The 16,704-nt window shown below is 70.4% G+C and carries 14 protein-coding genes; 7 read left to right on the top strand and 7 right to left on the bottom strand.

Going from position 1 to position 16,704, the window contains the following annotated elements:
* The first annotated feature begins 120 nt into the window (after nt 1-120).
* The gene (locus ABZ808_RS25865; RefSeq protein WP_357011282.1) at nt 121-1,575 is read left to right on the top strand and encodes a glycoside hydrolase family 3 N-terminal domain-containing protein; all 1,455 of its coding nucleotides are present in this window, start codon (nt 121-123) and stop codon (nt 1,573-1,575) included.
* A gap of 266 nt (nt 1,576-1,841) precedes the next feature.
* Here ABZ808_RS25865 and ABZ808_RS25860 read toward each other — a convergent pair whose 3' ends face one another.
* Nucleotides 1,842-2,504 carry a GNAT family N-acetyltransferase gene (locus ABZ808_RS25860; protein ID WP_357011280.1) on the bottom strand — a complete coding sequence of 221 codons (663 nt, stop codon included), beginning with the start codon at nt 2,502-2,504 and terminating at the stop codon, nt 1,842-1,844.
* A 174-nt stretch (nt 2,505-2,678) separates the two neighbouring features.
* Between ABZ808_RS25860 and ABZ808_RS25855 the strand changes: the two genes are divergently transcribed.
* Together ABZ808_RS25855 and ABZ808_RS25850 are read left to right on the top strand one after the other, a co-directional pair.
* Nucleotides 2,679-2,867 (top strand): DNA repair protein, encoded by a 189-nt coding sequence (locus tag ABZ808_RS25855; protein ID WP_357011278.1) that lies wholly within the window; start codon nt 2,679-2,681, stop codon nt 2,865-2,867.
* Nucleotides 2,868-2,981: 114 nt separating this feature from the next.
* On the top strand, nt 2,982-3,500 hold the full coding sequence (locus tag ABZ808_RS25850; RefSeq protein WP_357011276.1) for a hypothetical protein: 519 nt from the start codon (nt 2,982-2,984) through the stop codon (nt 3,498-3,500).
* A 108-nt stretch (nt 3,501-3,608) separates the two neighbouring features.
* Here the strand turns inward: ABZ808_RS25850 and ABZ808_RS25845 are convergent, their stop codons facing one another.
* Nucleotides 3,609-4,352, bottom strand: coding sequence for a Clp protease N-terminal domain-containing protein (locus ABZ808_RS25845; protein WP_357011273.1), 744 nt, complete (start codon nt 4,350-4,352; stop codon nt 3,609-3,611).
* Nucleotides 4,353-4,440: 88 nt separating this feature from the next.
* Nucleotides 4,441-4,905, bottom strand: coding sequence for a carboxymuconolactone decarboxylase family protein (locus ABZ808_RS25840; protein WP_357011271.1), 465 nt, complete (start codon nt 4,903-4,905; stop codon nt 4,441-4,443).
* 152 nt (nt 4,906-5,057) lie between these two features.
* Here ABZ808_RS25840 and ABZ808_RS25835 point away from each other — a divergent pair, with 152 nt between their 5' ends.
* Nucleotides 5,058-5,921, top strand: coding sequence for a sigma-70 family RNA polymerase sigma factor (locus ABZ808_RS25835; protein ID WP_357011269.1), 864 nt, complete (start codon nt 5,058-5,060; stop codon nt 5,919-5,921).
* A gap of 211 nt (nt 5,922-6,132) precedes the next feature.
* Nucleotides 6,133-6,948, top strand: a complete 816-nt coding sequence (locus ABZ808_RS25830) for a DUF72 domain-containing protein (RefSeq protein ID WP_357011609.1) — start codon at nt 6,133-6,135, stop codon at nt 6,946-6,948.
* Nucleotides 6,949-6,957: 9 nt separating this feature from the next.
* Here ABZ808_RS25830 and ABZ808_RS25825 read toward each other — a convergent pair whose 3' ends face one another.
* Nucleotides 6,958-8,790 carry a glycoside hydrolase family 15 protein gene (locus ABZ808_RS25825; protein ID WP_357011267.1) on the bottom strand — a complete coding sequence of 611 codons (1,833 nt, stop codon included), beginning with the start codon at nt 8,788-8,790 and terminating at the stop codon, nt 6,958-6,960.
* Nucleotides 8,791-8,925: 135 nt separating this feature from the next.
* On the opposite strand from ABZ808_RS25825, the gene ABZ808_RS25820 reads away from it, so the two are divergent.
* Nucleotides 8,926-9,351: a VOC family protein gene (locus tag ABZ808_RS25820; protein ID WP_357011265.1), complete on the top strand. Its 426-nt coding sequence runs from the start codon at nt 8,926-8,928 to the stop codon at nt 9,349-9,351.
* Nucleotides 9,352-9,370: 19 nt separating this feature from the next.
* Here ABZ808_RS25820 and ABZ808_RS25815 read toward each other — a convergent pair whose 3' ends face one another.
* The 3 genes from ABZ808_RS25815 to ABZ808_RS25805 all read right to left on the bottom strand — a co-directional run bounded on the left by ABZ808_RS25815 (nt 9,371) and on the right by ABZ808_RS25805 (nt 14,685).
* Nucleotides 9,371-10,585: an FUSC family protein gene (locus ABZ808_RS25815; protein ID WP_357011263.1), complete on the bottom strand. Its 1,215-nt coding sequence runs from the start codon at nt 10,583-10,585 to the stop codon at nt 9,371-9,373.
* A 118-nt stretch (nt 10,586-10,703) separates the two neighbouring features.
* Entirely contained in the window at nt 10,704-12,926 is a 2,223-nt protein-coding gene (locus ABZ808_RS25810) for a choice-of-anchor J domain-containing protein (protein WP_357011261.1), read from the bottom strand.
* Between the two features lie 331 nt (nt 12,927-13,257).
* Nucleotides 13,258-14,685, bottom strand: a complete 1,428-nt coding sequence (locus ABZ808_RS25805) for a non-reducing end alpha-L-arabinofuranosidase family hydrolase (RefSeq protein WP_357011259.1) — start codon at nt 14,683-14,685, stop codon at nt 13,258-13,260.
* 344 nt (nt 14,686-15,029) lie between these two features.
* Between ABZ808_RS25805 and ABZ808_RS25800 the strand changes: the two genes are divergently transcribed.
* Nucleotides 15,030-16,691 carry a Na+/H+ antiporter gene (locus ABZ808_RS25800; protein WP_357011607.1) on the top strand — a complete coding sequence of 554 codons (1,662 nt, stop codon included), beginning with the start codon at nt 15,030-15,032 and terminating at the stop codon, nt 16,689-16,691.
* The last annotated feature ends 13 nt before the right edge of the window (nt 16,692-16,704 follow it).

The following is a 16,704-nucleotide window of genomic DNA, read 5'->3' as shown; positions in this document are numbered from 1 at the left end:
CGAGCGGGTAGTCGTAGCGTATCGGCCACCCGCAGGTGGAGCGCTCGGCCGACTCGGCAGGGAGATGACCACCGCCGGTACGACTTTTCGTACTCGTGGGGACCGAAGGGGGAAGATCACGTGGGGCTGGATCCAGGACTGCGCAGGCTCGCGTTGGGCACCCTGCTCGCCGCGTACCCGGGGCCGGTCCCGCCGGACTGGGCGGTCGAGTTGCTGGCCGACGGGCTGGCCGGGCACACCCTGTTCGGCACCAACGTGCACGATCCGGCTCAGGTGGCGGCCAGCACCGCCGCACTGCGCACCGGCCGACCGGACGCGCTGATCGCCATCGACGAGGAGGGCGGCGACGTGACCCGGCTGGCGCACGCCACCGGCAGCCCGTACCCCGGAAACGCCGCCCTCGGCGCGATCGGCGACGTGGCGCTCACCCGGCGGGTCTACCAGGCAATCGGCGCCGAGCTGGCCGCGCTCGGCATCACCGTCAACCTCGCACCGACCGTGGACGTCAACAGCGCCGACGACAACCCGGTGATCGGCACGAGGTCGTTCGGGGCGGACCCGGTGCGGGTGGCCGCCCACTCGGCCGCTGCCGTCTCCGGGCTCCAGTCCGCCGGTGTCGCCGCCTGCGCCAAACACTTCCCCGGCCACGGCGCCACAGTGACCGACTCGCACCACGAGCTGCCCACCGTGGACGTTCCGGTGGAGCTGCTGCGCCAGCGGGACCTGCCGCCGTTCGCCGCGGTCGTCGCCGCCGGGGCGCACGCCGTGATGACCGCGCACATCCGGGTGCCGGCGCTGACCGGCGACGGCCCGGCCACCTTCAGCCGGGCCGTCCTTGTCGACCTGCTCCGCGGCGAATACGGCTTCACTGGCGCCGTGATCACCGACGCGCTGGAGATGAAGGGCGCGGCGGTGGCCGCCGGTGGCGTCGGTCCGGCCGCGGTCCGGGCCCTGGCGGCCGGCGCCGACCTGCTCTGCATCGGCGCGAAGGTCGACGCCGCACTTGTCGAGCGGGTGGCCGCCGAGATCGTCGAGGCGCTCACCGACGGCAGGCTGACGACGGCACGGGTCGAGGAGGCGGCCGGCCGCGCCGCCGCGCTCGCCGCCTGGACCCGGGCCGCCGGCGTCGCACCTGCGACGATCGACCCCGATCTGGGGTACGCGGCGGCGCGCCGGGCCGTCCGGGTGGACGGGGTGCTCACCGGGCTGGACCGGCCGCTGGTGGTGCAGTTGCACACCGAGTCGACGATCGCCGAGGGACGGGTGCCGTGGGGCCTCGGCCCGCACCTGGACGGCGTGCGGGAGATCAAGGTGATCGCCGCCGAGACCGAGCCGGCGACGTTGCGCGGGCTGGCCGATGGTCGGGCGATCGTGCTGGTCGGGCGGCATCTGCACCGGCTGACCGGCGGCGCGGAGCTGATCGCCGCCCTGGCCGCCGAGCACCCGGTGACGGTGGTGGAGATGGGCTGGCCGGCGCAGTGGCGTCCGTCCGGCGTACGCGCCTTCGTCACCACGTACGGCGCGAGCCACGCCAACGGCCGGGCGGCGGCGGAGGTGCTCGGCCTGGCCGGCTGAGCCGGTACGGGCTGATGAAGTCCTGCACGCTACGTCACTGAGCGGGCCGACAGCCCTTCTCGGCTCCGCCGCAGGTCAAGTCCACAATTCGACACTCCGACCCGACCGCTTACGCCTTGCACGACGCCATTCCTATACGTAGCGTGATCGACACGGACCGGCCCGCAAACGGCCGGTCGCCCGATACGGGGACCTGGGGGGAGGTTGCGGACCGTGGATCCGGCCCGGGATCCACGGTCCGCGCCCGGCACCGCCCACGATCCTGATCAGCGCGGATAGACCCCGTACGCCCGCCAACCCCGGTCCGGGAAACCCGCCGCCTCCGCGACCCGCGCCGAGGCGGGGTTGTCCTTCTCGTGCAGGTACGTGGGCACCGCTCCCTCGTCGAGCACCCGCCGCGCCGCCTGCGCCACCAGTCGACGCGCGAGGCCACGGCCCTGGGCGGCCGGCACGGTGCCGACGGCCAACTCCTGCCCGTACGCGTCGTGCCGTTTGATCCCGGCCCCGGCCAGGTAGGCGCCGTCCGCGTCCCGAACCACCAGCACCGGCCTGTCGAACAGTCGCAGCCAGGGCGGCAGCCCGGGGGCGGTCGATTCGGTCCACTCCCCCACGTCGGGCAGCGGCGCGGGGTTGAGGCTCCAGCGGAACGGGCCGTCGTGGAGGCACCAGGCGGGCAGGCCGACGGCTTCCGGCAGGGCCGCGAGCAGCCGGTCCGGCGTGCGCCCGAGCAGCGCTCGGATCGTCGCCACCCGGTCCGGCGCGACGGACAGCACCCCGCTGCGCCCGGTGTCCACGGCCAGTGCCGGACGCAGCCGACCGTCCCAGGCCGGTCGGGTCCGGCGGTGCGAGGCGACCACGTGCAGCCCCGGAGCGGCAGGCCACTGGCCGAGCCAGGACGCCAGGTGCAGGTGGAGTCGCCGGTCGAGCATGCGTACCTCCCCGTCACCCGGCCGTCGTGATCACCGTACGCCGGGCGGCGCGACCGGGCGGATGATCCGCGAAGCAGCCTGCGGCGTGGTGGACGAACCCCGGGAACCGATCACATCAATCGAACGTCATAGGTATTTCCATATCTGGACACCTTTGTTTGGGACGGTAGGGTCATGCCGATTCAGCCGAACGACCGCCACCAGCAGGACCCCGCGCGACAGTGGCGGGCAACGGGGGCCGCCGGGCGCTTCCCGGCCCAGCCGCGGCACCGGGCGCGCCGCACGTCGGGCGCCCTGTCCTGGGCGGAGTTGGACGCGCTGCCGGCCGGCACCTCCAGCCTGCGCCACCTCAACGCCCACTGACCGGTTCCACACCCGGGCACGACACACCCGGGCCCTCCAGCGGCGGCTTTCGCACACCTGTCGGGTAATTTCTTGTGGTCCGTCATCCCGGCTACGACAGGAGAAGCTCCGCGCATGGGCAAGAAGACGATTCACGTCTCCGACTTCACCGGCACCGTTCTGCAGCAGGATGACGAGGTGGTTCGCATCGTCGTCCTGGAGCACCCGGACCTGGTCGCCGGGCCCGTGCAGTTGGACGCCACCCCGGGCGAGGTGGAGAACATCGACGACGCTGCCCTCGACGTGGCCGTGGTCGAGATCCACGACCGGCACGGCGGCGGCGAGCCCCGTCGGGTGGTGCTCACCGCCAGCGAATTCGACGCGATGGCCACCGACGTGCCGATGGCGCAGTTGCTGAAGACCGCCGAACGGGTCCGCCCGCCCAAGGCCCGCAAGAGCGCCGAGAAGATCGACTACGGCACGCTGGAGCACGCCGGCAAGCCACACCGGGGCCGGGTCACCGAGGACGAGGCCCGGCTGGTACGCGAGCAGCTCGACGAGGTCAACAAGCGGCTCGCCGACGCGGGCGTACGCCAGATCGACCCGGCGGACCCGGAGCACGCCCTGCGGTACGGCTTCCCCGACGTCTCCTGAGCAGTACGTCTCGCGCGAGAACCAACGCTTCGCCGAGGGCGAACAGCACGACCACCGAGCAGGAACGCCGTCCACGCGGGCGATGCGGGACGGCGTTCCTGGGTGGCACTACTGGGTGACGTCGCCACCCGCCGCCTTCACCACGGCGGCGAGGGCGGCGACCAGGTCGGCCTCAACGGCCGCCTTCTCCAGACCGAGGTCGGTGAGGACGCCCGTGCCGTCCTCCTGCTCCAGCAGCGCCAGCAGGATGTGCTCGGTGCCGACGTAGTTGTGCCCGAGACGCAGCGCCTCCCGAAAGGTCAGCTCCAGTGCCTTCTTTCCGCGTGCGTCGTACGGGATGAGGTCCGGGACCTGCTCGGCCGGCGGCGGGAGGACGGCAGCGACCGCCTCGCGGACCGCCTCGGGAGTGGCCCCCCGACCAGCCATCACCCTCGCGGCCAGCGCCTCCGGCTCGGCCAGCAGGCCCAGCACCAGGTGCTCGGGGCCGATCTCGGCGCTTCCGCTGGCACGGGCCTCCTCCTGCGAGGCCATCACCACGTTGCGGGCACGAGGGGTGAACCGGCCGAAGCCGGCGTTCGGATCGAGCGCCGCCTCGGTCGCCTTCGGCACGAAGCGCTTCTGGGCAGCCTGCTTCGTGACCCCCATGCTGCGGCCGATGTCGGTCCAGGAGGCGCCCGAGCGTCGGGCCTGGTCGACGAAGTGCCCGATCAGGTGGTCGGCGATCTCACCGAGGTGGTCGGCGGCGATCACGGCGTCGGTCAGTTGGTCGAGCGCGTCGGGGTGCGCTTTCTTGATCGCCTGGATCAGGTCGTCGAGCTTGACCGGGTTGCTCATCTGGAAAGGTTCCGTCATGCGTCAACCATAGGTTGACGACCCCTCTCCGTCAACCTCAAGTTGACGATCGGCCAAGAGTGCTCGCCGTCGGGGTGTCACGGCCCGGTCAGCCCCACGTCTGCGGGGCCGGCTGGCGGGTGGTGGCGTTGATCCGGTTGAAGAAGTTGGTGGTGGCCACCCAGAGCACGATCGCGGCAAGCTCCTCCTCACCGAAGTGCCGGGCCGCCTCCGCCCAGATGTCGTCGGGCACAGCGTCGGCCCGGTCGGCGAGCCGGGTGGCGGCCTCCGCGAGCGCGAGCGCCGCCCGCTCGGCCTCGGTGAAGTACGGGGTCTCCCGCCAGGCGGCTACCGCGAACAACCGCTCCTCGGTCTCACCGGCCTTGCGGGCACCCCGGGCACCCGCGTCGACGCAGGCGCTGCATCCGTTGATCTGGCTGGCCCGCAGGTGCACCAGGTCGAGGGTGGTGTTCGGCACCCCGGCCGAGTGCGCGGCCCGGTAGAGCAGGTTGATCGCCTTCACGGCGTCCGGCAGCAGGCTGGCGGGGTTCTGGATGCGTGGTTCGATGACCATTTCCTGTCGGTCCGTCCTGTTAGGCTGCCCGGCGATCGTCGCGGCGCGACGTCCGGTTGCTGTTCACTGGGATGTCGCAGGGCGAGCCGACGGTGTGACAGATGTGCCGGCGGTCACAGAACGATCAGCCTGCGTCCGGGGGTGGAGAGGTCATGAGCGAGGCCGACCAGATGGCCCGACGCTTCGAGGAGAACCGGCCACGGCTGCGGGCGGTGGCCCAGCGGATGCTGGGCTCCGTCGCCGAGGCCGAGGACGCCGTCCAGGACACCTGGCTACGGCTCAGCCGAGCGGACGCCACCGCCATCGACAACCTGCCCGGCTGGCTGACGACCACAGTCGGCCGGGTCTGCCTGGACCGGCTACGCACGCGAACCGCACGGCCGGAGCAGCAGTGGGACACCGCCGGCCCGGAGCCCGACCCGACGGACGGCGGTCCGGTCGACCCGGAACGGGAGGCCCTGCTGGCCGAGTCGGTCGGACGAGCGCTCCTGGTCGTCCTCGACACCCTCGCGCCGACCGAGCGGTTCGTGTTCGTGCTGCACGACATGTTCGCGGTCTCGTTCGAGGAGATCGCCACCGTGGTCGACCGCACCCCGAGCGCCGTCCGCCAGATCGCCAGCCGGGCTCGACGCAGGGTGCACCAGGACGGGACGGTCCGGGAGGCCGACCCGGCCCGCCAGCGGCGGGTGGTCGAGGCGTTTCTCGCCGCCTCCCGCGAGGGCCGGTTCGACGACCTGGTCAGCCTGCTGGACCCGCACGTCGTCATGCGCGCCGACTCGGTCGCCTCGGCTCTGGGGCCGGCCGGTGAGACGCGCGGCTCGGCCGCCATCGCCGACTTCTTCAGCGGCCGGGCCGAGGCGGCTGTGCCGGCGTACGTCGATGGGCTGCCCGGAGCGATCGTGGCACTCGGCGGCAGCGTCCGGATCGCGATCAGCTTCATCGTGACCGACCGGATCATCGGCATCGAGGTGGTGGCCGATCCGGCGCAGCTCGCGACACTGCTGTTCGCGGACTGAGGTTCGAGCGGTCCCGGCGCACTCCGGTAGTCGGCGGCCTGGTGCGGGCAGGTGGTCGATCTCCTCAGCGAGCGCGCGGGTCGGCGCATGGTGTCGGAACCTGCCTGCCGCACCGGCGGTCCGGTCGCGGCCGGCGCGCGTATACCGTGGGCTCGGGCGAGGCGCGGTTCACTGGAGGGAGGCTGTCGTGCGGCTTTCCGTGGGATGCGCGATGTGGACCCACCGGTCGTGGCAGGGCCGGCTGCTGCCGCCCACCGAGCGCCTGCGGCACTACGCGAGTTGGTGCGACGCCGTGGAGGGGAACACGACGTTCTACGCGACGCCCGCCCGGGACACGGTAGCGTCGTGGGCCGCGCAGACCGACCCCGACTTCCGGTTCGTCCTGAAACTCCCCAAGGTCATCACGCACGAACGCCGGCTCACCGACGTCGGCGACCCACTGTGTGCCTTCCTGGACGCCATCGAGCCGCTCGGCCCGCGCGCACACGCCCTCTGGGTTCAACTGCCCGGCTCGTTCGCTCCCGCCGACGTGCCGACCCTGAACCGTTTCCTGGGTCGACTCCCGCAGTCGCACCGGTACGCGGTGGAGGTCCGCCACCCCGCGTTCTTCACCGAGTCCCGGGCGGCCCGGCTTCTCGAACAGACCCTCGCCAGCGCGAACGCCGAGTGGATCCCGTTCGACACCACCGCGTTCTTCACGAGCCCGCCGACCAGCGACGCGGAGCGGGACGCCTGGACCAAGAAGCCCCGCCTTCCGCTCCGGTCGGTGGCGCTGACCGACCGGCCGATCGTCCGCTACCTCGGCCGCGACGATTCGGCCCGCACCGTCGAGGGGTGGCAGCGCTGGATCGACGTCACCGCCGACTGGCTACGCGAGGGCCGCTCCCCCACGGTGTTCGTCCACACCCCGGACAACGCCGACGCGCCGGTGCTCGCCCGCCGATTCCACGACGAGGTACGGGCGCGCGTACCCGAGCTGGACGCGCTGCCCGAGCCGATACCGGTCGAGCCCTTGACGCTGTTCTGACGCGGCGGGTCAACGCTGCTGGTCGAGGAGCTCGTCGAGGTGGGCCGCCGTGCTGATCAGCGAGAGGTGGCTGAACGCCTGTGGGAAGTTGCCGATCTGCTGACCGGTCGGGGCGATCTCCTCGGAGTAGAGGCCGAGTGGGCTGCTGTAGGTGAGCATCTTCTCGAACGTCAGCCGAGCGTCGTCGAGCCGACCGGCCTGTGCGAGGGCCTGGACGTACCAGAAGGTGCACATGTTGAAGGTGCCCTCGGTGCCGGCGAGGCCGTCCGGCGAGGCGTTCGGGTCGTAGCGGTAGACCAGGCTGTCGGAGACCAGCTCGGCGTCCATCGCCCGCAGCGTCGACTCCCACATCGGGTCGGTCGCCGAGATGAAGCCGACCCCGGGCATGGCGAGGAGCGAGGCGTCCAGGATGTCCGTGCGGTAGTGCTGCACGAACGCGCCACGGCCAGGGTGGAACCCCCGCGTCATGACCTGCTCGTAGATGGCGTCGCGTGCGGTGGTCCAGCGCGCGATGTCGCCGGGGCGACCACGGCGGCGCGCGAGGCGGATGGCACGGTCGAGCGCCACCCAGGACATCACTCGCCCGTAGGTGAAGTCCTGCCGACCGGACCGGGTCTCCCAGATGCCGTCCTCGGGTTGGTCCCAGTGCTCGCAGAGCCAGTCCATCAGCCCCGCCGTCTTCCGCCAGCCCTGGTACGGCGCGATCAACCCGTGCCGGTCGGCCAGCTCCAACGAGTTGAGCGCCTCGCCGTAGATGTCGAGTTGCAGCTGGCCCGCCGCGCCGTTCCCGATACGCACCGGCGCTGAACCGCGATACCCCTCCAGGTGGTCCAGCACCTCCTCGGGAAGGTCCGGTGCGCCGTCGATCCGATACATGATCTGTAGCGGCAGGTCGCCGTCGCGGGAGTCCCGGATGCGCGCGTCGAGCCAGTACAGGTACTTCTCGGCCTCGTCGGTGAAGCCCAGGCGCAGCAGCGCGTGCACGGAGAACGACGCGTCCCGGATCCAGGTGTAGCGGTAGTCCCAGTTCCGCTGACCGCCGATCTGCTCCGGCAGCCCCGCCGTGGGCGCGGCGACCAGGGCTCCGGTCGGCGCGTACGTCATCAGCTTGAGCGTCATCGCCGAGCGCTCGACCATCTCCCGCCAGCGGCCGGTGTAGTGGGACCGACCCACCCACCGCCGCCAGTAGTCGCGGGTCTCGGCCAGCAGCTCGCAGGCCTCCTCGGTGCTGATCGCCCGGGGCGCGTGCGGGCAGTCCGTCTCCAGGACCACCCCGCCGATCTCACCCGCGTGCAGCTCGTACACCACGGAGACGCCGTCCGGACCGCGGCGGATGTCGCGGGCGTCGACGAGCCGCTTCGCGTTCTTGAAGGGGGTGAGGGTGAGGCTCAGGGTCGCGCTGCGGAAGACGTCACCCTCCGGGTGGACCTCCAGCTCGTACGGGTCACGCCCGTAGTTGAAGCGGGGCTGGCAGTCGAAGCGGAACCGCATGCTCCCGCGCACCATGCGGACCAACCGGATCAGCCGGTGCCGGTCGGTGGCGCGTTCACCGGTGACCGGCATGAAGTCGAGCACCTCTCCCACGCCGTCGGCGCTGTGGAAGCGGGTGATCAGGACCGGCGTACCGGGGAGGTAGAGCTGTTTGCTCGCGTAGTCGATTCCGTCGGGCGAGAGCTGGAAGTGGCCACCCTTGCGGCGGTCCAGCAGTGCCGCGAAGACGCTCGGCGAGTCGAAGCGGGGCGCGCAGAACCAGTCGATGGTGCCGTCCTTGCTGATCAGCGCCGCGGTCTGGAGGTCACCGATCAGGCCATGATCCTCCACTCCCGGGTACGTCGTCTCCACGCCGGCTCCCGCCCCTCGTCGGCTGATGGCCGCGACTACCCGGGAAGCCGCCCGCTACACGACGGCCATTGAGGAAGGATTTGTTCCGCAATCGCCGATAGCGTGCTCCATGACGACATCGACGGAGGGGCACCGATGAGCCTGCGAGGATTCGCCACACTCAACGTCTGGGCCGACGACGTGGCAGCGGCCACCGAGTGGTACGCGGAGTTCCTGGGCCAGGAGGCGTACTTCCTGCGGCCGGGCCCCGACGGACGCCCCGCCTACACCGAGTTCCGCATCGGCGACTACCAGGGCGAGTTGGGGATCATCGACCGCAGGTGGGCGCCGCCCGGTGCGGCGACCGGGCCCGGCGGCGCCGTCATGCACTGGCACGTCGACGACCTTGAGGCCACCGTGTCGCGGCTCCTGGCGATGGGCGCGACGGAGTACCAGCCGATCACGGCGCACGGGGACCAGGGCTTCGTCACCGCCGCGGTGGTCGACCCGTTCGGCAACGTGCTCGGCGTGATGACGAACCCGCACTACCTCGAGGTGCTCGCGTCCCGCCCGACGGCCTGACGGGGGCGGCCCGGCGGGCTCATTCGTGCTCCTCCCAACCCACCGCCTGCCGCACCATGCTGGCCGCGCGTTCGGTATCCAACCCGCTGGAGATGAGCAGATCGTGCGCGGCGGTCCGGTACTCCCCCACCGCGATCAACCCCGAATAGCCCAACCGGTGCACGTGCGGGCCGCTGGTGATCCGTTTGCTTCCGCCCTGCGCCCGCCCGACCAACTCGACGCCCTTCAGGATCTGCGCACGTGCCTCACGCGGTTCGCAACCGGCACGGATCGACCAGCGCAGGGTCAGCAGAGCGGCGGCCAGCAGGTCGACGGCAGCGGCGAACTCCTCGGGTATCGGCTCGTCGTCCTTGAGGGCTGTGGCGATTCGCCGCGCCAGGGACCGGGTGCTGTAAATGGAGCGTTCCAGATGCCGGATCGACTCCGCGTAGAAGGCCTGGTCCCGGCGTTGGCTCCACCGCAGGGGCGCCAACCGCACCACCTCGTCGGCAGCGGCGATGCCTTCGTTGAGCGCGACGACCGCGGGCCCGAGTTTGCGTAACTCGCGCAGCCCGCGCTCGGCCTCGCCGAGATCGCGGGTGCGCAGCGCGGCGGACACCGTGTGCAAGGCGGCGGCCGCCGGTTCGACCACGGGCTCGGTCAATCGCAGCAGCGTCCGCTGCGGGTGGATGGGCACCAGCAGCAGCCCCACCCCGAGCCCGACCAACCCGCCGACCGCGGCGTCGACGAAACGGGGAACGGACAGCTCCTGCACGGGGGGCTCCAGGGTGGCGATGAGCACCGCGGTGCCGCCGGCCTGGGTGATCAGGGAACCACCACCCTTGAGCAGTACGGCCACGACGATCGCCAGCACGACGACCACACCGGTCTGCCAGGGCCCGATGCCGAAGAACGGCATGAGCGCGTCGCCGACGGCGAGTCCCAGGGTCACCCCGGCCAGCAGCTCGACGGTGCGGCGCAGGCGTGACCCCATGGAGGCGGCCACGATGCCGACCGCGGTGGTGGGCGCGACGATAGGAGATGAGTCACCCAGGAAGTGGTACGACACGAACCAGGCGATCGACGCCGCGAAGCCCGCCTGGAGGGCGAGCAGCCCGTACAGGCGCAGCCGATAGAACCGGGCGTTCGCCGAACTCTTTCCCCGCTCTCGCAGGTCGGCAAGCGTTCGGTGCGCCCGGTCCGGTAGGTGCGGTGCCGGGTGGTGTTCGGCTGCCGGCTCCTCGTTGGCGGGCACGCGGGGCGCTTACCACCGCGCGCAAAACTATCCGGTAGGGCCGCAGCGGGTGGAAAAGGACGTGGGGGGCACCCGCCGCCGGATTCGACGGCAGGTGCCCCCACAACCGGGGCGGAGATCAGTTCAGGGAGCTGTTCCCCCCGGGCTGCACGACACCGTTCACGGTGAGCTGGTACGGCGCGTACTGCGTGACCTGCTCGGTCGGGTCGTCGTACGCGATCACGGCGACGACCTTGGGGAACGCGTCAAGCACGGCCAGCTCCAGCGGGCCGATCGTGACCTCGGCCTTGCCGTTGCGCTCGAACTGCCAGGCGATCGAGTGCTTCTCGTCGATGCCGATGAGCCGCAGGTTCCAGTTCTTGACCTGGGTCGGCCGGATCTCGGTGGGCGAGTCGAACGGCGCCAGGCTGGAGCCGTCGCTGAGCGTCTTTCCGCCGACGGTGATGTCGTCGAGCAGCAGCCCACCCTCGTTGACACCGCCGTCGCTGACGTAACGGAAGCCGAGCAGCACGGTCTTGCCGGCGTACGCCGACAGATCGTACGAGCGCGCCTCGAAGCCGTTCGTCGTGCCGTTGAGCGCCGGCCCCAGCGGCCCAGCGACCGTGTGGTCACCGGGGATCGCCGTGTACGTGGCGCCGCCGTCGGTCGACACGGTCACGTAGCCGTAGTCGAAGCCGAACTCGGCGCCGTACTTGGCGAGGAACCGCAGCGTCGGGTCGGCGGTCGGCACCTGGACGGAGGTGACAGCCGCCGAGTCGAGGCTGTTGGCGTTGCCGGAGAACAGGACGGCGTTGCCCGGACGGTCCGGGTCCTGGGTGGTGCTCGTCCACGCGAGCGGGAGCGCCGGCAGGGTCTTCGCGCCCTTGAACTTCACCGACCGCAGGTCACGGCCGCTGAACAGCTTGCCCTTCGCCGCGCCCAGTTGCACGTAGTCGGCCCCGTTCGGCGCGACGCCCGGCGTGCCGTTGGCCGTCGTGCTGGCCAGGTTGACGGTGGAGCGCAGGCTCGGCGTGGTGACCCGGCTCTTGGCGACGCCGAGAGTGATCCCGAGCCGCGAGTCACCGACGATCTTGTCGAGCAGCGTCATCGACTGGAACTCGTGGATGACCTGGTAGACGTCGTGGACGCCGACCGTCTCCAGCTCGGCGTCGAGGCTCGCGATGCCCTGCCGCTCGCCGTCGCGGTGCAGCCGGGACATGAAGGCGGCGCCGTAGCGGTCGTACAGGAACATCATCATCGAGTACGCGTTGCCGTAGTCGGCGAGCACCGCGTTCGGGTTGGGGCTCTCGTCCCACAGGGTCAGGGAGTTCTCCGGCCCGCCGCAGTCGCGCGGGTTCGTGTTGTACGGCGTCTGAACGGTGCCGAAGCCCTGGTAGCAGTAGAGGTGGCTCTCCGCGCCCCGGTCGAAGACCGTCGCCTTCGAGTCGCTGTAACCGGTCAGCGACATGGCGAAGTCGGAGAGACCCTCGTTGATCCAGTTACCCTCGAACGGGTCGGCGTAGTAGTGCGCGAGGTGCTGCCACTCGTGAGCGAAGGTGCCCTCGTAGCTGTTCGGCCGCGCGCCCCGACTGGTGCACAGGTCGTTGGTCGGCTCGTCCGGCGGGTTCGGCGTCATCCGGTGCAGCCAGTCGAACGCGTCGACGGTCATCACGTTCCGGTCGAGCAGCTCGTTGAACTGCGCCGAGAAGAAGCCGGCGATGTAGGTCGGCGCCTCCGGGAACGTGTAGTAGTTGTCGTCGCGCACGTTGTCCACCAGGGTGACGGTCTTGTTGCCCGCACCGGTGTAGACCCCGCCCTTACCGTCGGCGTCCGGCCCGATCTGGGCGTTCGTTCCGTCGCGGTCCGGCGGGGTGCTGAAGGCGTTGGTCTCCTTCGGGTACATGTTGGTGTCGAACTCGTCGACGAGGTGCTGCACCTGCGCGTCGGTGACCTGCGTCGAGGACGGCACCTGGGCGCGGCAGTCGCCGGCCGGGAACGCCAGGTCGTTGGCGACCCAGACCTCGATGTGCTCACCGACGGCCCGCAGCGTGTAGTCCTTGCGGTAGACGCTGCCCTGGACGTCGTCGAGGCCGAGCCACTGGCGAACCGTGCCGACCGCCGGCGTCTCGGCGGCCTTCTGGGCCTGCCTGCGCGCGTCGGCGCGCGGCTGGTAGCGGGACGGCGTCTGGATCGGCTGTCCGTCCAGCGTGAAGTCCTTACGGGTGAGTTCACGCATGTCGCTCGGCTGGCTGACCTTCGCCGTGCTGGTTTCCGCCGCCGCCGGGGACGTCGTGGCCACGACGGACAGGGCCGGTAGGACGAGGGTAGCGGCGATCACCCCAGCGATGCGGGTGCGTGCCATGGAGCCTCCTTCGGGTGTCTGACCCGGTTTCCGCGAGATCGGCCGGGGTGCCAGCCGCTCACGTTGATCATTGGGACCGACGACACGGTAGCCCCGGGCAACGAACCTACTGACGGGTCAGAAAGTGATACATGCCACTACTCCGAGGTCTTCCCTGCGGGAGATATAAATGCATAGCGACCCATTCATCCACAGTGGATGGATCAATGCGGCGACAGCGCCTCGGCTCTGCGTGCGGCGGGCGGGCTCGGTGTCGTACCGAGCCCGCCCGCTGCGGGTCGAGTCGCTCATCCGGTGCGGTGTGCCCCGCGCCGGGGTGTGGTGCTGCTGTCTAGCGTTGCAGGGTGAGCAGGCCGGGGCGGTAGGGCAGCAGGCCGTAGTCGCCGCCGGAGTTGGGCGAACGCCCCTGGTAGAGCAGTTGCAGGTTGCAGGGGTCCACCGTCATCGTCTGATCGGCGTTGGTACGCAGCAACTCGCCGTGGCTAATGTCGTTGGTCCACGTCGCGCCACTGTTGGCCTTACCCGCGAACGGGTTGCTCTCGGTCGCGGCCTGCGGGGTCCAGGACCCACCCAGGCTGGTGGCCGTGAACGACCGGAAGTAGCGGCCCTGCGACCCGATCGCCTCGACGATCATCAGATACCGACTCTGACCCTGAAGCTTGTAGACCTGCACCGCCTCGAACAGATTGTTCGTCGAGTCACTCATGATCGTCGTGTAGTTGCTGCCGAAGCTGCCCGGGAAGTTCCCGATCGGCATGCTCGCCCGGTAGATCTTGCCGTTGTCCCCGGCGAAGAACAGGTACATGTTCGTGCCGTCACCGATGACCGCCTGATCGATCGGCCCGGTGCCCGAGCCGGAGATGCTCCCGGTGAACAGCGGCTGCGCCGATGACCAACCATTCGGGTTCGTCGGGTCACTGGAGGTCCGGTAGGAGAACGCGGTCGGACCCCACTGGTAGGCGAGCACCCAGATGTTGCGCGGCGCGAAGTAGAACAACGACGGCGCCACCGTCGCCGACGACATCGCGTTCTGCGACGCCGACGCCATCTCCGAATAGTTCGTGAAGAGGCTGAAGTTCATCGAACCCCAACTCGACCCGAAATCGTGCGTGGTGGCGTAGACCAACTGCCGCCCGTTGTATGGAGCGACCGTGAAGTCCTTCAACGACGCCCACCCCGACCGCGGGTTCGCCAACACACCCGTCGACGACCACCGGTACGTCGACGGAAGGTTGCACGTACCTGGCGGCGGAGTCGTCGGCGGCGGCGTAGTGGGCGGCGGAGTCGTCGGGGGCGCAGTGGTCGGCGGCGGAGTCGTCGGGGCCGGGGTCGTCGGCGTCGTGCCGCCGGTGCACGTCACGCCGTTCAGGGCGAAACTCGTCGGCGTCGGGTTGCTGCTCGTCCACGACCCGTTGAAACCGAACGACACCGCACCGTTGGTCGGGATCGACCCGTTGTAGCTCACGTTGCTCGCGGTCACCGCCGAGCCGCTCTGCGTCAGCGACGTGTTCCACGACTGCGTCACCGTCTGCCCGGCACCGAACGACCACGTCAACGTCCAACTGCTCAACGGGTCACCCAGGTTCGTTATCGACACGTTGGCACCGAACCCGCCCTGCCACTGAGACGACACGGCGTAGTTCACCGAACAGCCGGCAGCCGCGGCGCCAGCCGGCATCGCCGCGACGACCGTCGCCGATGCCAGCAACGCGACACCGGCCGACACCAGGCCGACATTTGCCGCTCTAGACCTTTTCATAAAGCACCCTCCTAACGGGTGGGGCGGCCGGGGGCATTCGTGGGGGTGATTGTTTTGTGAACGTTAACAGCCGCGTCAGGTATGTTACGGGAGCGCTCCCATACACTCAACGCCATCGATCGAAAGTTTTTCGGTCCCGACCGCCCGCGCTCTCGCTGGCCTCCGACAGACTGTTGCCTTGATCAACCGGTACGCTCGGCACTGCTGCAGAGTGCGCTGCCAGGCGTCGACGGGCGTCACCGACCGGATACGACCAGCCGCCCAGGCCGCGAGCCGGCAGCTGACCGACCAGACCCGCGCCTCGCGCCGTTCCAGGGGGAAGCCACCAGGTGAGCACCCACTCGATGCTGTTGTTCGTGCTCGCAGCCGTCGCGGTCATCGTCGCCGTGCGGTGGATAGCGACTCACACCGGCCTACCCGCAGCGGCGCTCCTGCCGCTCATCGGCATCGCGTACGCGCTGCTCCCCGGCCCCAACGTCGGCCTGGATCCCGACCTTGTGCTCATGATCGTGCTGCCACCGCTGCTCTACAGCGCCGCACTGGATTCCTCGCTGCTGGACATCCGCCGGAACCTGCGCATCGTGGTCAGCCTGTCCGTGCTGCTAGTGCTGCTCACCGGGCTTCTCGTAGGCATCGGGTTCCACCTGTTCGTCGCCGGGGCGACGCTGGCTGCCGGAATCGCGGTCGGCGCCGCCATCGCGCCACCCGACCCGGTGGCCGCCCTGGCGGTGGGCCGCCGGGTCAACCTGCCGCCGAAGATGGTCACGATCATTCAGGGCGAGGGGCTGCTGAACGACGCCACCGCCCTGACGATGCTCAGCGTCGCGGTGGCCGCCGCCGTGGGCGGTGAGTTCTCGTTCCCGTCGGCCGTCGGGAAGTTCGTGCTGGCGGCGGCCGGTGGGGTGGCCGTCGGAGCGGTCGTCGCCAGGCTGGTCCGGCTGGCCCGACCGATCACCGCGGACCCGCTGCTGTCCAACGCCATCTCGCTCGCGACACCGTTCGTGGCCTACCTGCTGGGCGAGGCACTGCACGTCTCCGGGGTGCTCGCCGTGGTGGTCGCCGGGCTCATCGTCGGCCACCAGACGCCCCAGTTCGGCTCCGGCGCGGCCCGGTTGCAGACCAACGCGGTCTGGCGGCTGGTCGACTTCCTCCTCGAAGGCTTCGTCTTCCTGCTCATCGGCCAGCAGCTCCCCGAGGTCATCAAGGGCCTGCGCGAGTACGACACGTCGACGATCGTCATCGCCGTCGCGGTGTCGGTGGGCGTGGTGCTGCTGCTGCGCCCCGCGTGGCTCGTGTTGACGCAGTCCCTGCCCCGGTCGCTGCACACCCGCCTGGGTGGCATCTCCGAGCAGGACGACACCGACGAGCCCGGCACCGCCCGGCAGATCGCCCGCGCCGACCGCAACGCCCGCCGACTCACCCCCAGCGAGGTGACGGCGCTGAGCTGGTCCGGCACGCGCGGTGTCATCAGCCTGGCCGCGATCTTCACCCTGCCGCTGACCACCAACAGCGGCGCGGCCTTCCCCGACCGGAACCTCCTGCTGTTCTGCACCTTCGTGGTCGTCCTCGTGACCCTCGTCGGGCAGGGCCTGACGTTCGCGCCGCTCGTGCGGATGCTCGGCCTGCGCGCCAACGAAACCGACCAGGCTCGCGTACGCAACGAGGCGCGCTCGGCGGCGGTCGAAGCCGCCCTGGCCCGCCTCGACGAGGTCGTCGCCGAGGAGCCGGACAGCGCCGAGGCCGTCAACGCCATCCGTACGAAACTGCTCGCCCGGCTGAAGCGCTACCGGGGACGGCTCGACCTGCTCCAGCAGAGCGGGTCCGCCGAGATCCCCACCTCACCGGAGTACGAGACGGCGCTTCGCATCCGCCGGACGGCCATCGACGCGCAGCGGGAGGAACTGGTGCGCTGGCGTGACTCCGGCCGACTGCCCGACGAGGGACTCCGCGTCCTGGAACGGGAACTCGACCACGAAGAGCTGCTGCTGCCGAAGCGGGGTTCATGACGCTGAGCGTCTG

The organism is Micromonospora sp. NPDC047527 (genome assembly GCF_040643015.1).
In the GTDB taxonomy this organism is placed as follows: Bacteria; Actinomycetota; Actinomycetes; order Mycobacteriales; family Micromonosporaceae; genus Micromonospora.
Note: the sequence above shows the minus strand (reverse complement) of the source record. Positions and strands in the feature narration are given on the sequence as shown.

Excerpts from the sequence above, each read along its gene's own strand:
- ABZ808_RS25860 (WP_357011280.1), bottom strand. The coding sequence starts at position 2,504 with ATGCTCGACCGGCGACTCCACCTGCACCTGGCGTCCTGGCTCGGCCAG.
- ABZ808_RS25855 (WP_357011278.1), top strand. The coding sequence starts at position 2,679 with ATGCCGATTCAGCCGAACGACCGCCACCAGCAGGACCCCGCGCGACAG.
- ABZ808_RS25850 (WP_357011276.1), top strand. The coding sequence starts at position 2,982 with ATGGGCAAGAAGACGATTCACGTCTCCGACTTCACCGGCACCGTTCTG.
- ABZ808_RS25845 (WP_357011273.1), bottom strand. The coding sequence starts at position 4,352 with ATGACGGAACCTTTCCAGATGAGCAACCCGGTCAAGCTCGACGACCTG.
- ABZ808_RS25840 (WP_357011271.1), bottom strand. The coding sequence starts at position 4,905 with ATGGTCATCGAACCACGCATCCAGAACCCCGCCAGCCTGCTGCCGGAC.
- ABZ808_RS25835 (WP_357011269.1), top strand. The coding sequence starts at position 5,058 with ATGAGCGAGGCCGACCAGATGGCCCGACGCTTCGAGGAGAACCGGCCA.
- ABZ808_RS25830 (WP_357011609.1), top strand. The coding sequence starts at position 6,133 with ATGTGGACCCACCGGTCGTGGCAGGGCCGGCTGCTGCCGCCCACCGAG.
- ABZ808_RS25820 (WP_357011265.1), top strand. The coding sequence starts at position 8,926 with ATGAGCCTGCGAGGATTCGCCACACTCAACGTCTGGGCCGACGACGTG.
- ABZ808_RS25810 (WP_357011261.1), bottom strand. The coding sequence starts at position 12,926 with ATGGCACGCACCCGCATCGCTGGGGTGATCGCCGCTACCCTCGTCCTA.
- ABZ808_RS25805 (WP_357011259.1), bottom strand. The coding sequence starts at position 14,685 with ATGAAAAGGTCTAGAGCGGCAAATGTCGGCCTGGTGTCGGCCGGTGTC.
- ABZ808_RS25800 (WP_357011607.1), top strand. The coding sequence starts at position 15,030 with ATGCTGTTGTTCGTGCTCGCAGCCGTCGCGGTCATCGTCGCCGTGCGG.